The following is a 16480-nucleotide window of genomic DNA, read 5'->3' on the forward strand; positions in this document are numbered from 1 at the left end:
GAACGCAGGGCGCCGCCAGGGGTTTTTTGCTAGGGCTTTTCAGTACCGTTCGAGTCAAAGCCGCAGACGAACAGAACGGATACGGGCTGACCCGTGACCGGATGCACCGGTTCGCTCAGGGACTTGATCGTAGCGCCGTGTTGGATCATAAGACGCATCCAGCCGGACAGCGTTCTGAAATACCAGGGTGGCGGTTCGGCAAAGTCCGCGATCACCTCGGATGCGAGGCCGGCCCACGAACCGGTGCGCCAGCCGTCCTGATAGGGCGCATCGCCACAGACCATGACCGGATGCACGGTCTGAATGATCAACACACCACCCGGCTGGAGCAGTGATGGCATAGCGGCCATAAGCGCATCCACCGACTGTTCGCCCAGCAGGGAGAAGTTGCACACGACCGCATCGAAACGGCCAGGCAACGCGCCCCGGGCGAGGTCGGCATAGGTCAGGCAGTGCGCGTCGGCTGAGCCGGCCCCACGCGCGGCCTCGACCAACCGGGGCACGGCATCCACGCCGACGGCATTGATACCCGTCTGCTTGAGCGCACGCAGAAGCCAGCCTTCGCCACAACCGATGTCCAACACCGATCCGGGTTTGTGCGCGAGGATGCGGTCGATGATCGCCTGATCGGTGATCCGTCGGCTCTCGATGCGACGTTCCTGCAACACGGCAATCCACGGATCGGCATTGCGTTGCCATGACCCGATAATCCGCGCTTCATTTTCCTGTCCGGGCAAGCTCATGAGTCGCGGGTGTCCGCGCTCAGGTATCGTGATATTTCGACCGTATCGATTTGCTCGGGCTTCAAGTACTGCTGGGCATATTCCCGATAGGTGCCGCTGATCAAAAACAGATCAAACACATCGCGGTCAATATGTTGTTCTTGCACCATCTTGTGCATGAGATCGAGCGCCTCGCTGAGGGTTTTGGCGTTCTTGTAGGGACGATCGGATGCGGTGAGCGCCTCGAAGATATCGGCCAGCACCATGATTCGCTCGGGCATTGATAGATCTTTTGCGGTCAACTGCCGCGGGTAACCCCGGCCATCGAGGGTTTCATGATGGGTCGAGGCGTATCTGGGCACGCGTTTGAGATTCTCCGGAAGCGGCAACCTGTCAAGCATCCGGATGGTGCTGATGACGTGTTCATTGATTTTATAGCGATCCTCTGTGGTCAATGTGCCGCGCAGGATTTTCAGGTTATACAGTTCACCGCGGTTATAGAGCAGTTCCGGCTTGGCCATGTGTATCCCGAAGCGTTCGGGGCAAGGCAAGGTTGCGGTTCGGGGAATGCGATGCCAGGGCTTGTCTTGCAGTAAATATTCGGTTTGAGGCAGGCTTGCGTCGTGGTCGCAGGTTTGAAGGTGCCGGTGTTCCGCGGGAGATAATCCCAGACGATCATCAAAATGTCGTATCCAGGTGATTTGGGCCAGCGCCTCCAATGTCTGAATCTGGGCTTCGCTCATGGCCTCGCCGCCCTCGTTGCATCCGGCAATGAAGGCGAACTGCGTTTGCAACTGCGCCTGTTGCTGCACCCACGCATCCTTGTGTGCGGGTTCATCCTGCGGGTCGCGCAGGCAGTTCTCAAGGTAGGTGATTTGCGCATCGCGCCAGAGGACCTCGAAGCGGGTCCGGATTTCATGAATACGGTTGTAGATTGTTTCGAGTTTGCTGCCCTTGTCCACCACGAACTCCGGCGTGGTGATCTTGCCGCAATCGTGCAACCACGCACTGATTCTGAACTCACGCCACTCGGAATCATTTTTGAAGTGGAAGGCATCAAAGGGCGGCTGATCGGATTCATGCGCGCGCTCTGCCAGCATCATGGCGATCACCGGCACCCGTGCGCAGTGGCCTCCGGTGTAAGGTGATTTTTCATCAATGGCCTGAGCGATCAGAAGAATAAACGCATCGATCAGTGCTTCCTGTTCTTCGGCATGCCGCTGAATGGCCTGGGCCATTTCCCGCTGCGAGACCGCCAGATCGTCAATCTCTCCAATATGACTGGATACCGGTTTGAGTTCTGCGTATTTCTTGTCTCGAATCTTCTCTTCTTCGATCGCCAGCAACTTGACCGGTGTCACGATCAGGGTGGCCAGCCAGTATGCCAGCGGCAGCACAAGAACCCAGATGATGAGCGTCAGCCACATGACCTGGCGAACCTCCTGGTAGGCGGGAGCCAATACGCGTGACACCGGTGTCAGGATGCCAAAATACGCATCGGAAAACCCCGCCTTGCCCAGCGCAGTTACGTACACAAACTGTTTTTGCCCACCGAGCATCAGGGGAATCAAGCGGTTTTGCTGCCCGGGATCGGCGGCCATGTCGACCAATGCGGCGAAGGGCACCGTCGCGCTAGGCTGCTTGCGGGCCTCATCGGTCAACAACCATCGATTCTTGAGCTGTGTTTTCTGGGCCGGTGTCAGCTGATTCAGCGCTTGGTTGATCAGGGACACCGCCGCTTTATGTTTTTTTTGCGCGACAAAGCAGAGCCCGGTGGGCGCAGTGATCGCACCAAAGGACAGTGGCGCAGTGACGGTCACGTCATCGTAGAAAAACTCTCTTTTGGTATAACGCAGCTCGGCGGCATTATCGATGCCCGCAAAAACCTGACCAGCGCGAACGGCGGCAAACATGCCGGACACTCCGTCCACAGTGACCACCTGAATCTTGGGAAAATGGCGCTGCAAAAAGCCGATGATCGACCAGCCCGCCGGTATGGCCACGCGTTGACCGTAAAGCTGCTCGATCCGGTCGACACGTGGCGCACCGGCACGCGTCAGGACACCGATCGGTGCATGCACATAAGGCGTTGTCTGAATGCCCTGCATGGCATTATTGCCATCACACATCACCGAACCGAGCATGTCCACCCGGCCTTGACGAAACAGATCCACGAACTGGGGCCAACTCGGACCGTTCACGTAGTCGAACCTCAGCCCCGTCATCTGGCCGATCAGGGAGAGCATATCGACCGTGTAGCCCTGTGGACTACCGGCAATCGAAAAATCAAACGGCGGCCAGTCCATCAGGCTCGACACGGTCAAGACCGGCGCCTTCGCTACCGTATTTTTCTCAGAAGCCGTCAAATCGAGTTTTTGGACAACCGGAGGCAGGACGGAGGTGGTCGGATGATTACTGCCCGCAATCAGCTGGCCATTTTTCTGGTAGAGAAAAATCCGGCTTTCGGGATCGGGCGCGCGCGCGCGCAAGTGGTCGGATAACGAGGCCAGCGTGATGTCAATGGCCATAACGGCTTGAGTGCCCGAAATGCGCATGGCGTAGGTCTGGCCGGGCAGTTGCAGGTGCTGAAATAGATAAGGCGGCGTCTTGAACACCACACCGTCCTTGGCATGCTGATACCAAGGACGGCTCGTCGGATCATAATTGGTCGGTGCGTCGCGTCGGGTTCGCAGCGTGAAATTCTGATCGTAATAGGCCATCGTCCGCCGTCGTTCGCCATCGACGCGTCGTACGGTGAGCACCACCCAGCGATCCTGCGGCAAAGCCATCAGCTGTTGCCGAACACCAACGCCGCTGTCGAGGTTGATCAACTCGTAGTAATCGCCATTGGGGAAGCCCACATAGCTCGCGTAGTAAAGCGGGTTTTCTTGAAGGATCGTGGTCATCAACGCGCGCATTGCCTGCGGGTGATCCAGATCGTCCGCGGGTCCCAGCCTCGGGGCAGCCAATTTCAGAATCTGGCTGGTGGACTGATCGATCGAGGTGAGATAAGCGCGGGTTTGTTCTGCGGCTTGCTGGTAGAGGGTCAGGGTCGAATCGGTCGCCAGACGCGTGCTGAAATAATATTGCAGCGCAATGCCGATCAGGGCCATGGTCATGGTCAAAAACAAGAAAATGGTGATGACCGTCACTCGGAAAGAAAGACGCCAGGATCTGGCTTTCTTCGACACCGCTGATTCCATGATCTATCTCCCGGCAAAATAGCCCGTGAACATTCCTTGTCCGCCGCGGTTCGGGAACGCTTGCACTGTGTGCAAAGCCCCAAACCATTCAGATACAAACGCCTGCGACCAAACCCGCACCACGAACGCATCCTGCGCGCCCTAAAACAGGCGCACTAAGGGCTATCATGGACCCAAGGCGGTCTGATTTGCAAACACACTGCGATGTGGCTAAAATTTGGCCCCATTTTGCCTTGAAACACGCAGCAAATGCTATATTCAAAGCACGTGAGTTAATTCTGGATTAATTAGGGCATTCAGGCGGGTATTTTTCAGGCTGCATAATGGGACAAGCAGGTCGTTCATCGCGATTGATGAACCTTGTTAACTCCTTGCTGATAAAGAACTTACCCGAGGGAATATGCTTGGGGCGGCCAAGTCAAGATGATTGATTGGTCGCCTTACGATTCCCCCGCCACCCGACTCCCTAGCCAGAAGCAGGTGCGATGCGCCTCAGTCGTTTTTTCAAGGTGACGTCGGCAGCGACATGCGTTTTGAACAGAAAAACCTTCTGGTCAGCCGCAGAGATACCGCGCAGCAAGCGGATCGGCTTTCCGCGGTTCGCGCTCTCTGTGCCGCAGGATCGGGGCAAGTGGCTGCCGGAAGAACATTATGGATAGAAAAGCGAACACATCGTTTTGCTTTTTGTGCTCTGAATGGGCCGGGATGGCGTCATTCAGAGGTTACGTACGAATAAGAAGAGGTTTTAACCCGATGAATCGCGCCCCAACCGCCGGTCTGTATCACCCAAGTTTCGAAAAGGATAACTGCGGTTTTGGTTTGATCGCCCACATGGACGACCAACCCAGCCATACTCTGGTATCCACGGCCATTGAAGCACTGGCGCGCATGACGCATCGCGGCGGTATTTCCGCCGATGGCAAATCGGGCGATGGCTGCGGCATTCTGCTCAAAAAACCCGATGCTTTTTTCCGTGCAGAGGCAGGCAAGCTGGGCTTTACGCTGGCAGATCAGTATGCCGTCGGCGTGGTCTTCGTCGGCCGTGATGCGGCATCTGCCCAAACCGTCAAAACCACCTTGGGCGAAACACTCTCGGCACAGGGCCTTACGGTCGCCGGCTGGCGCACGGTGCCCGTCAATCCTTCCGTGCTCGGTTCCATTTCTGAATCCAAGCGCCCGGATGTACTGCATGTATTCGTTAATGCGCCATCAAATCTGACCGCGCGCGAATTTGACACGCGCCTGTACATCGCCCGTCGCGTGGCCGAAAAGCGTCTGGCCGACGATCCAGTGTTTTACATGCCATCGATGTCGGCTCAGGTGATTTCTTACAAAGGGCTGATGATGCCCGACGACCTCGCCGGTTTTTATCTCGATTTGCAAGACGAGTCGCTCGCATCCTCGCAGTGCGTGTTTCACCAGCGTTTCTCCACCAACACCTTCCCCGAATGGCGCTTGGCGCAACCGTTCCGCTATTTGGCGCACAACGGTGAAATCAACACCATTCGTGGTAACCGCAACTGGGCACTGGCGCGTTCCAGCAAATTCGAAACACCGCTGATCCCGGACATGAGCCTTGTGACCCCGCTGGTGAACACGACCGGTTCCGACTCTTCTTCCATGGATAACATGCTCGAAGCGCTGCTGGCCGGTGGCGTCGACATGCTGCGCGCCATGCGCATGATCGTGCCGCCCGCCTGGCAGAACGTAGAGCATATGGATGCCGATCTGCGCGCGTTCTACGAATACAACTCCATGCATCTGGAACCCTGGGATGGTCCGGCCGGTATCGTGATGACCGATGGCCAGACCGTGGCCTGCGCCATGGACCGAAACGGTTTGCGTCCGGCCCGCTGGGTCATCACCAAGGATCGTCACATCACTTTGGCATCCGAGATCGGCGTTTGGGATTACGACCCGGCCGATGTCGTGGAAAAAGGTCGTGTTCGCCCGGGACAGATCGTCGCCGTCGATACGGCCAAAGGCGAATTGCTGGCACCGGAGACGGTCGATGACCTCATGAAAGGCCGACAGCCCTACCGCGCCTGGCTCAAGGCCCATGCCGTTCGGCTTGCCAGCGCGCTCAACGAGGGCCCGCTCACCAGCCAACCACTCGATATCGACACATTGCACCAATACGAAAAAGAGTTTCTGCTCAGTTTCGAGGAGCGCGATCAGGTCATCCGTGTCATGGCGGAAGATGGGCAGGAAGCGATCGGTTCAATGGGCGACGACGCGCCGATGGCCGTGCTCTCCCAGACACAGCGCTCGCTTTATGATTATTTCCGCCAGCAATTCGCGCAGGTGACCAACCCCCCGATCGATCCGCTGCGTGAAGCCATCGTCATGTCGCTCGAAACGTTGATCGGACGCGAGCGCAACATCTTCGCGGAAACCCCTGAGCATGCCCATCGCCTGCAACTGGAAACGCCGATTCTGAGCGAAACCAAGTTCCAGGCACTGGTGACGCAAACCGATCCCGACTTTGCGCCTTGCCGCATCGACCTGAACTATCCGGTCAACGAAGGCCTGCAATCGGCCATCGAGCGGGTCTGCGACGAAGCGGTCGCCCAGGTTCGCGCGGGCAAGGTCATCATCGTGTTGTCGGATCGTGGCATCAGCGCCGATCGCCTACCTATGCACGCCTTGCTCGCCACCGGTGCCGTGCACCATCGCCTTATCCGCGATGGCTTGCGCACCGACGCAAACCTGGTGATCGAAACGGCAACGGCGCGTGACCCGCATCATTGCGCAGTCTTGCTCGGTTATGGCGCGACAGCCATTTATCCGTACCTGGCCTTCGAAGCCATCGAAAACATGCGGCAGACCAAGCAGATTACGGCCGAAACCAGCGAAAAGCTCGCCAGCAACTACGTCAAGGCGCTCGGCAAAGGCCTGAAAAAAATCCTGTCGAAAATGGGCATTTCAACCGTGGCCAGCTATCGCGGTGCCCAGCTGTTCGAGATTATCGGCCTGGCGAGCGAGGTGGTGCATCTGTGCTTCAAAGACACCACCAGCCGCCTGGAAGGCGCGCGTTTCGTCGATCTCGAAGCCGACCAGAAAATCCTGCACCGTGAAGCCACGCTCAAGAGCAAGCAGCCACGTCAAGGCGGCCTACTCAAATATATTGACGGCGGCGAGTACCACGCCTACAACCCGGATGTGGTGCAAACCCTGCAACAGGCGGTGAATACCGGCGACTTCGCATTGTGGCAACAATATTCTGCCCACGTAAACCACCGACCGATCGCGACTTTGCGTGACCTGTTCGATCTGTCACACGACACTCAGCCGATCCCGATCGATGAGGTCGAATCGCTCGACTCCATCATTCGTCGCTTCGACTCGGCGGGCATGAGTCTTGGCGCACTGTCGCCTGAAGCCCATGAAACGCTGGCCGAAGCCATGAACCGGCTGGGCGCCCGTTCCAACTCGGGCGAGGGTGGTGAAGACCCCGCCCGCTACGGCACGGACAAAATGAGCAAGATCAAGCAGATTGCCTCAGGGCGGTTTGGTGTAACCCCACACTATCTTGTCAATGCCGAAGTGCTGCAAATCAAGGTCGCGCAAGGTGCCAAACCAGGTGAAGGCGGGCAATTACCCGGTCACAAAGTCGATGCATTCATCGGTCGACTGCGTTACGCCCGCCCTGGTGTTGCCCTGATCTCTCCACCGCCGCACCACGACATCTACTCCATCGAAGATTTGGCGCAGCTGATTTTCGATTTGAAACAAGTCAATCCCACGGCATTGGTGTCCGTTAAACTCGTATCCGAACCGGGTGTGGGCACCATCGCCGCCGGCGTGGCGAAGGCTTATGCCGATTTGATCACCATTTCCGGCTACGATGGCGGCACTGGCGCCAGCCCGCTCACCTCGGTGAAATACGCGGGCTCGCCCTGGGAACTGGGGCTGGCCGAAGCGCATCAAACCCTGCGCGCCAACGACCTGCGCGACAAGGTGCGCCTGCAAACCGATGGCGGCCTCAAAACCGGTCTGGATGTCATCAAGGCCGCCATTCTGGGCGCAGAGAGTTTTGGTTTCGGCACCGGCCCGATGATTGCGCTGGGTTGCAAATACCTGCGCATCTGCCACCTGAACAACTGCGCGACGGGTATCGCCACGCAAAACAAGGTGCTGCGCCTCGATCACTTCAAGGGCAATGTCGAGAAAGTAATGAATTACTTCCGCTTCATCGCCATGGAAGTGCGTGAACTGCTCGCGCAATTGGGCGTTCGCTCGATCGATGACCTCATCAGCCGCACCGATCTTTTGAAGCAACGCAAGCCACAAACAGAAAAACAGGCCAACCTCAATCTGGATGCACTGCTGTCCGATGGCGGCTTGATCAACGATGCCGCGACCTGCTGCCTCGCGCCGCACAACACCCCGCACGACCAAGGCGAGTTGGCAGAGGAAATCGTTCGGCAAATCCTGCCCGCCATCGAAGCGAAAAAGGGCGGTGAGTTCAATTTCAGCATCAAGAACATCAACCGCTCCATGGGTGCTCGTATATCCGGCGAGATAGCCAAACGCTACGGCAATCTCGGCATGGTAGACGCACCAATTCACCTCAAATTCACCGGCATTGCCGGCCAGAGTTTCGGGGTATGGAATGCAGGCGGTCTGCACATGACGCTCGAAGGCGATGCCAACGATTATGTGGGCAAGGGCATGGCGGGCGGCGAACTGGTGATCTACCCCCCCAAAGGCAGCACCTTCGCGAGCTTCGAAACCCCCATTATCGGCAACACCTGCCTTTATGGCGCCACAGGCGGCCAACTCTTCGCCGCCGGTCAGGCCGGTGAGCGTTTTGCCGTGCGTAACTCAGGCGCAGTGGCCGTCATCGAAGGTTGCGGTGATCACGGTTGCGAATACATGACCGGCGGCATTGTCACCATCCTTGGTCGTACCGGTGTCAACTTCGGCGCGGGCATGACCGGTGGTTTCGCCTATGTCCTGGATGAAGACAACAGCTTTGTCGATCGCTACAACCACGAGCTCATTGACATCAACCGGCTGCAAGCGGCTGAACTGGAAAACCATCGTCAGCACCTGCGCGGTACGCTGGAAACCCACCTGGCGAAAACCGGCAGCGCACGCGCAGCTGATATTCTGGAAAATTTCGAGCTGTACCTGCCCAAGTTCTGGCTTATCAAGCCAAAAGCCAGCGACATTCACGATCTTATGGCAACGCTGGTCAACGCAGCGTAACGCCCTCCGCACCGCACACAAGCTAAAGCCCCGACATACTCGGGGCTTTAGGCGTTAGCGCTTTCATTATCGAAATGAGCTTTTCGAAATCCAATGAATGCGTCCCCGGTAATCCCCCTATTTTTAGCGGCGCTCAGAAGTAGATTTTTCTCGTAATGCTCACGAAGGAGATTCTGCATGAAGACATCGCGATTTTCGGACAGCCAGATACTGGCGATCCTCAAGCAGGCGGAAAATGGGTTACCCGTCCCCGAGCTTTGCCGCGAACATGGCATGAGCAGTGCTCGTTTTTACCCATAATTGACATGGGAGCGCCAAGTATGGCGGGATGGACGCCATCCCTGATGGCCCGCCTCAAGGAACTCGAAGACGAGAACCGCTGGATCAAGAAGATGTTCGCAGAGGAACGCCTCAAGGCCGAGATCGTGCAGGAGGCGCTCGCAAAAAAGTGTTGAAGCCATCCCGACGCAAGGAGATGGCGCAACGTCGAGCGCACAGGTTGGAATCACAAGCGTGTATATCGGATTTAATGCGCGCTGGAACCCAACCTTCGGATCAAGCCCAGGCGTCGTCTGAAGCGGCGGGCTACCGAGTCCCTGAAAGAGTCAATCAAGCCGGATCAGGTCCGGTCGATGGACTTCCTGCACGACCAGCTCAGCGATGGCCGGCATTTTTGGTTATTTAATGGGCGCCTCGAAATACCCGAGACTCGTCGTTCCCGCGAAAGCGGAAACCCAGAAAAATAAAGGCGCTGGATTCCCGCCTACGCGGGAATGACGGGTTTTTCGAGCTTCCCTAATGTGATTGACGATTACCGGCGAGAAGGACTGGCCATTGAAGCGGGCTTCTCACTGCCGACGCTGCGTGTGATCCGGGTGCTGCAGAGCAACTGTTGGAATGGCGAGCGAAGCCAACAGCCATTCGCTGCGATAACGGACCAGAGTTTATCAGCCACGCGTTCGTCGACTGGGCCAGAAGGCGGAACATCCGCATCGACTATATCCAGCCTGGCAAGCCACAACAGAACGCCTACATTGAGCGGACGAACCGAACCATCCACTACAGTTGGCTGAGCAAACATCTGTTCGACAGCCTGGAGGAAGTTCAAGATTTGCGACCCAGTTGTTCTGGTTTTACTATCCTCATCGCCTCCACAAAGCCAATGGTGGCAAGCCGCCACTGATGGCTGCGTAAACCCTACTTTTTGGCGCCGCTAAAATGGGGGGATTACCCAAGGAGCCGCGGGCTATCGCCAGCTGCGCGTTCAGTGAGTAACGAGACATATCAATTAGATGGCGAGGCACGAACGAGCACGTGGCGCCGCAATTTGACGTGCTCGTTTCGGTTTTTCGCGGTAACCCGCAGTGAAATTTGTTACTATAAAAAATTGGACCAATCTACAAGCGTCATTTTTTAAGGATCGGGTATTACCCTGAAAAAAAACACTATTTTCAGTATTTTATTCCTGCTCCTGTTCCTTTTGTAGGATCCAGATCCGTTTTGCCCCTCAAAACAACAAACACTTGCCAATTATGGACTGCATGGCCTAAAACGGCGCCTGAATGAGGTTTTTGGAGCCCGCTGTATTTCAAGTTAATTCTAAGGATAAATGTACCAATGAAAAGAAAACGAGTCATGACAAACGGGACCTTCGCGTCCTGTGGCTACACGATTTACGTTACCCAGGTTCAACGCATTCCCGCCGCGAGCAAAACCATCATGATGGTAAACGGGGCCATGTCGACCACAGCCTCTTTTACGTGGGCCATTTCGGCACTCGATGACTTCAACCTTGTCCTATTCGACTCTCCTTGCATCGGGCGGTCCCGCGAATACAATGTCGGGGCCGATAGTCCGACTCGAGAGATCGAATCGGACATATTGCTGGATTTGTGCAAACACTACCAACCCGATTACCTCTGCTCCATGTCATGGGGTGGTGCCGCCACCTTGCTTGCTTTGGCGAATCGTCCGGTCGGTGTCAAGAAGGCGATTATCGGAGCGTTTTCTTTCGGTGTCTCTAACGACATGCGATCGCTCATTCACGAGATGACCTGCCGCCTGAATGATGGTGAAATGCAGGAATTCTCAGACCTGGTGAATGAGACCTTGGGGGAATTTCTGCCTGATCGGTTCAAGATCGCCAACAAGAAATACCTGTCTGAGTTGACCGACAGCGAAGTTTCCTATTTGCATGAGCATTTTCAACGGACTCTCTCCATCGACAAAGATGAAGCGATTTTGGCGATTTCTAACATCGAGTCTGAAACGCTGTTCATTAATGGCAGAAAGGACCGGTACACGTCATCGGATTCCGTTGATTTGGCATGCGATCATATTAAAAATAGCGATAAGATTGAGATTGATTGTGGTCATTTCATGGCCATGGAAGACAAAATCGTTGCAAGACAATTGAAAGAAATAATTGAAAATTACTTCAATTTAGGATCAACGGAGTCAGCGTCAATGCCATTCAGTCAAGCTGCAATTGGTTGAATCAAAAGGATACAAACCCATAGTCGACACGCTTTGCAAGCCGTAAAGAACAGGTTTTGATACAGATTGCTCACCCTACGCATGAATCGTCGATCGAGACGGCACGCTTCGATGTTTTGAGCACATCGTTCCTGTAAGGCACGAATACGCGACATGATCGTCACCTCGCGCAGCACATGATAACCACGATCGAACAGAATCAGATCGCCCATGCGCGACAGTTCCAGATGCGCTGCGATACACGCACGCTCGGCGGTATCGGAGGACACAATTGCGCGTCAATAACCACCTGATTGAACACATAGTAATACAACTATACCAGCGCCATGGGCACGGCACGCTGATTGGCTTTGCCGTGACGTAAGACAAAAGCATCAATGATTTCTGCCACGTGCGGCAAGCGCGACTGTGAGCCATCCGCAGCGCGGAGCCGCTACCATGCCAAGTACGGTATCCCAGCTGCTGATAGACCTGCTCGACAAGGTGCTGGTTGATTCCGACGAAGACTTGATAGGAAAACTTGCTACGGGCTTGGGTATAGGCAGACTTGGTCACCTGACAAGTGGGGAACGTGTGTGGGCGAAGTTGCGCAAACGTGTTGTCCATCTCTTTTTGAGCAAAGCCCTTGGTCAGATTGAGACCATGCAGGATGAGACTGGGAAAGGCCAGCGTACGCTGGCGGGTGAAGGCTGTTTCGTCACGCCGATGGCGATCAAGAAACTCGTGCGAGCGAATTAGTTTGCTTATGCCGGCATAAGTGTTTTTAAATTAGACGGGTGATGGTCATGGTGGAAGTTCCTCATGTTGTTGCGCCTGATTATTCTACATTACACATCAATCAGTTAGCGCTTAACTCAATGGCATTGAAACCGTTCCAACTGGATGTCCGCCCTGGCTTTGGCATACGCAACTGCCACTTCGCCACCACCGGTCTGATGGGCATAAAGCGGCATCAGGCCACGCGCGAGTCCGTCGATCATGGCGCTCTTTTGGGCAAAATTCATTGCGCCACTGCGTGCGGCCATGAATGCTGCGTAATCCAGCGTAGTCTTTGCGCGGTACAACAAAATGCCCTGGAATATCCCCAGTAAAAACAGGCCGAATACGGGCAGGACGATCACGGCCTCTAGCGTTGCTCTAAGGTTTGTAGGGTGTCAACTTCGGCTGCTTGGACTTGGGTTGTTTCAAAGACTGCACGATGGTCTCAAGTGTCGAGATGTTGTTTTTTGGAAATCCCATAAAGCGAATGAGTTCGCCATTGGCGGTTTGGAAGACGAGCATGGGCGTGCCACCGCCAAGATCCTTCCACAGTGCGCGGGATTCTGCGATGTGGCGCGATTCTGCACGGGTTGGTTGCACCGGGGTGATGCCGCCCGATTCTTTTGTGACGTTGTATCCTGCGCCAAAGTTGCGCTCCAGTGCGGCTCGATCCCCTTGGCGCAAAATGGCCGCCGCCTTGCCGAGGCTGTCGGTCGAGTAATAGGCCACGGGAATCCATACGGCAGGTACGTCGCCGAAGGGTTTGCCCGAAACCCGGCTTTGCCATAATTGCGCACAGGGTGGGCAGTTCGGATCAAAGAACACGTACAAGGCCGGTGCCTTATTCCCCGCTTGGGTGGCTACGCCACTTAGGGCCTTTACCTGATGCCATTCAGTTGCGCTGATCGCTCCGGGATTTAGTCTGGCGCACCTTGGCGCACCGTTGGCACCCAGTTCCGCCATGCCATTAGCGCAGGGCTGGCCTTCGGCTTCCCGCTGCTTCAAGAAGGCATCGAGTTTTGCCTGGTTAGCATCTTTTTTGGTCTGCGGCTCTGCCGAACCGGATGGGGGCGGCTCTTCCGGCGCGGCAGGATCTTCTGGGACCACGCCGCGCTCAGCAAGCAGTTGCAGCAATTCGGAAGATGCCTGGTAATCATCAGGATATTTCTTGTACCGTTCTTCCGGGGTTAAAAGGCTGTAGTGGTACCACCAGAAATCTGCATATCGTTGCAAACGCACCTTGTTGTCTGGGCTGTGCCGAATAAGGTATATCGCTATTTCGGGCTTCTTAACCACATCCAGCGGGGTCAATCCGCAGAAGGGACACCCCGGAATGGGGCCTTCGATGTAGTAGACATTCGCCCCACGGGTCACGAGCAATTTCACATTTTCAAAGCGATCCATTTGTGCTGCATTCATCAGAGGCGACTTATACACATGTCGATTGTTGATGTGGTCAAAAACCTTCATCTCCTTGGGATTGCCACCATGATCCAGCAGCAAAGGAAGAATTTTGGGATCGCTACCTCCTGCGGCGAGGTATACCGCCGTGCTGCCGTTCGCCATCGGCAGGTTGGGATTGGCCCCTTGCTCGAGCAAGGCACTAATCCCCGCATAGTTATGGCAACTCATGGCCCAAATCAATGGGGTAATCCCCTGCGTGCCTTGGCCATTGACATCCGCACCGGCTTGCACCAATGGTTTAACCTTGGTAGCCGCGCCGTCGCAGGCCTCGTTTGCCAGCTCGGCCACCTTGGAATCAGAAAATACCGATGCCGCACTACGCCCGTTCAGACGAAAGGGCTCACCGGTCTGATCACTGGCCTGATCTGTATTTTTCATCATGCTTGCCGACCAGACCGTGTTCGTGATACTCGTGCCTGAGGATGCGCCACCACAGGCCGTGATTGTTAGCGCAAGGGTAGCGGCACCAAGCACCGACAGGCGTTTACCCAGAGTAGACAGAAATTTGAAGTGCATACATCATCGTTGTTTAGGTAAAGAATCAGGGCTGCGCCCAAGCGCCTGGACGGCCGTTCGGATGGAGGTAGCATCCATGAGGCCCGTGAAGCGGTAATACTTTTTGCCCGCTTCGAGCTCAAAACCCAGCGTGGGGGTAGCAATCTGACCGAGAATCCGTTCGGCTTCTCGGGTGTTCGACTGCACTGCTCGCCGTGCCCACGAGGGGATGTGCGATGGTATCGGATAACCGCCTTTGTGGCTCTTTTGATCGTACGCCCGCTCATTTTGCAGCAGTGCTTGTGCAGGATGAGCCGCGGCCAACAGGGCGGCTGCTCGGCTCAGGCTGTCTTTGTCGAAATAGGCAATCGGAATCCAATGAATACGTACCGAGTCGAGGTAAGGTATTAATTGCTCCCATTGCTGGGCACAAACTGGGCAGTTGGGGTCAAAATAAACCAGCATGTGCTTGGGGCTGTCCGCCGGTCCGGTATCGATTCCCGGTAGTTTCATCGACTGTTCCCAGAAACTTTGCATCGCGGCCCAGTTCACGTGCTCGTCGGGGCTTGGCCAAACCTGGGTTTCGCTCTTCGCAGGCGAGGGTGCATGGAGTCCGGCTGGGTGCATGCGGCATTCGGGTACGTCGATACGGTTTCCTTTAGTCTTGCAGCGCAGGTCGTAGACGCGGGTTTCGTAGGTTTTAGGTGCAAACATACCGGGGATGGCCGAAGTCAAACGGCTTTCTGCAGCCGCCCAACGTTCCAGCACCGAAAGATATTTCAGGTCATCCGGGTTCTTTACGTAGACTGTGAGCACCGTGGGTGTGGTGATTTTTCCCGCGAGACTGACACTGCCAAGTATATAGGTCGCCACGAGCTTGACCTTCATATCACGGGAGAACACCAGTCCTGTCTGGCACGTACCGCCATGCAGCATATGGCTCCATGTGAAAAACACGTTTTTGTCGATCGACCCTGCGACCTCAGGCGGGACGGTATACATGGCACCAACTTCGTCGACCAAAGTAACCACGCCGCCCACACACCCTGGATCACTCACGCGGAAGTGATCGCCAAGATAGCCTTCGAAGCTTCGATACTGTGTTTGATAGTCCTGATAGCTTATTGGGATTTTTTCATAATGCGCGGGGTAAATCTCCTTGACGATTGTTGCGTAATCATTATCGTCGGCACGGCCTTGGTTCGGGTACAAGGCGGTAAAGGAAATCAGAACCGCAAGCAGGAAGAAATTACGTGCATTCAGCATTTCGGAACTCCATTGTTAGAGAATTTGCCTGCGTTAAGGTCGCTTTTCACGAGTTTGGCATCATTTGAGAGCCGCGTCCTTGGCTCACCTGGTTCTTGCGGAAGTAGCTTGGCGACCTTTTCCCAATCGAGATTTTTTACGGCGCTCCAAAGCTTTTTGTAGACCTTGTTGCTGTAAGCGCCATGCTGATAAAAAAGTCGGCCAAGGCTGTTTGCGTGTTGCTGGGCAACTGGTAGAAATCGACATGCTGCGTATTGTCATTGTCAAAAGCGGTCGCCAGTTTCCCAATGATGTAATTCCTGGCGCCATCGTTCAACTCTTTGGCTTCTGCGGTGGTGATCGTTAATGGATGCGCCGGATGCTTCTTGGTGCCGTCACCATAAAGGTAAAGAATGGCGGCAGCTTTCGTTTTGCCAAGGTAGGGCTTCAGTTTATCTCTCAGTGATTTCGAAACGCCCCATGCCTTGAGCGTCGCCATGTCCTGCTGCCCCAGGTCCACACCATAGCCAATGGTTACCCCGCTCTTACCAATCGCCTTGCCATTTTTATACTTGGGAACGTAACCATTCAACGCCACCGGACGACTATCGTTCTCGTTCGTCTTCAAAACAACGTACAGAATTCGATCCTGTTTGGCGCAGGATTTTCCACCGCTGACCACGCAATTATTGCTCTTCTCGAATTTTTTGATGGCATCGGCTTTACTTTCGCCTTTCTTAACAGTCATACACACATGTGGACAAGCCTTAGTATTTGAGCTGCTGTTGGCTGTGGTGGCAATCGTTGCCAACGTGGCAATGGCGGCCAAGGCTAGCAATAGTTTATTCGTTATCAGATTCCCTGTTCGTCTCATTTTTTCCC

At 55.3% G+C, this 16480-nt stretch carries 9 protein-coding genes and 3 pseudogenes; 5 read left to right on the plus strand and 7 right to left on the minus strand.

Annotated features, from left to right (window positions below; genetic code table 11):
- Positions 1 to 29 precede the first annotated feature (29 nt).
- Both HNEAP_RS11375 and HNEAP_RS11380 read right to left on the minus strand, forming a co-directional pair.
- Positions 30 to 743, minus strand: coding sequence for a class I SAM-dependent methyltransferase (locus tag HNEAP_RS11375; protein ID WP_012825126.1), 714 nt, complete (start codon positions 741 to 743; stop codon positions 30 to 32).
- Positions 740 to 3925 (minus strand): HD domain-containing phosphohydrolase, encoded by a 3186-nt coding sequence (locus HNEAP_RS11380; protein WP_012825127.1) that lies wholly within the window; start codon positions 3923 to 3925, stop codon positions 740 to 742. The genes HNEAP_RS11375 and HNEAP_RS11380 overlap by 4 nt, the downstream gene beginning before the upstream one ends.
- A gap of 753 nt (positions 3926 to 4678) precedes the next feature.
- Between HNEAP_RS11380 and gltB the strand changes: the two genes are divergently transcribed.
- The 4 genes and pseudogenes from gltB to HNEAP_RS11395 all read left to right on the plus strand — a co-directional run bounded on the left by gltB (position 4679) and on the right by HNEAP_RS11395 (position 11635).
- Complete coding sequence (gltB, locus tag HNEAP_RS11385) at positions 4679 to 9139, plus strand: glutamate synthase large subunit (protein ID WP_012825129.1); 4461 nt, start codon at positions 4679 to 4681, stop codon at positions 9137 to 9139.
- Positions 9140 to 9316: 177 nt separating this feature from the next.
- Positions 9317 to 9822, plus strand: a pseudogene (locus tag HNEAP_RS12590) (transposase); the annotation flags it as partial.
- 114 nt (positions 9823 to 9936) lie between these two features.
- Positions 9937 to 10333, plus strand: a pseudogene (locus HNEAP_RS12595) (integrase core domain-containing protein); the annotation flags it as partial.
- Positions 10334 to 10756: 423 nt separating this feature from the next.
- A complete protein-coding gene (locus HNEAP_RS11395) occupies positions 10757 to 11635 on the plus strand; it encodes an alpha/beta fold hydrolase (RefSeq protein WP_012825130.1) in 879 nt (292 codons plus the stop codon).
- Here the strand turns inward: HNEAP_RS11395 and HNEAP_RS11400 are convergent.
- Positions 11617 to 11904, minus strand: coding sequence for a hypothetical protein (locus tag HNEAP_RS11400; RefSeq protein ID WP_133484712.1), 288 nt, complete (start codon positions 11902 to 11904; stop codon positions 11617 to 11619). The two genes, HNEAP_RS11395 and HNEAP_RS11400, sit on opposite strands and share 19 nt — an antisense overlap.
- Before the next feature lie 169 nt (positions 11905 to 12073).
- Between HNEAP_RS11400 and HNEAP_RS11405 the strand changes: the two genes are divergently transcribed.
- The gene (locus HNEAP_RS11405) at positions 12074 to 12373 is read left to right on the plus strand and encodes a hypothetical protein (RefSeq protein ID WP_041600450.1); all 300 of its coding nucleotides are present in this window, start codon (positions 12074 to 12076) and stop codon (positions 12371 to 12373) included.
- A gap of 116 nt (positions 12374 to 12489) precedes the next feature.
- Here HNEAP_RS11405 and HNEAP_RS11410 read toward each other — a convergent pair.
- From HNEAP_RS11410 to HNEAP_RS11425, 4 genes and pseudogenes are all read right to left on the minus strand, one after another.
- Positions 12490 to 12759: pseudogene (locus HNEAP_RS11410) on the minus strand (TadE/TadG family type IV pilus assembly protein); the annotation flags it as partial.
- A 13-nt stretch (positions 12760 to 12772) separates the two neighbouring features.
- Positions 12773 to 14374 carry an ankyrin repeat domain-containing protein gene (locus tag HNEAP_RS12400; protein WP_012825132.1) on the minus strand — a complete coding sequence of 534 codons (1602 nt, stop codon included), beginning with the start codon at positions 14372 to 14374 and terminating at the stop codon, positions 12773 to 12775.
- A gap of 3 nt (positions 14375 to 14377) precedes the next feature.
- Positions 14378 to 15619 (minus strand): hypothetical protein, encoded by a 1242-nt coding sequence (locus HNEAP_RS11420; protein ID WP_012825133.1) that lies wholly within the window; start codon positions 15617 to 15619, stop codon positions 14378 to 14380.
- Between the two features lie 136 nt (positions 15620 to 15755).
- Entirely contained in the window at positions 15756 to 16427 is a 672-nt protein-coding gene (locus HNEAP_RS11425) for a pesticin C-terminus-like muramidase (RefSeq protein WP_166636019.1), read from the minus strand.
- Positions 16428 to 16480: the final 53 nt, after the last annotated feature.

Source organism: Halothiobacillus neapolitanus c2, from assembly GCF_000024765.1.
GTDB lineage: Bacteria > Pseudomonadota > Gammaproteobacteria > Halothiobacillales > Halothiobacillaceae > Halothiobacillus > Halothiobacillus neapolitanus.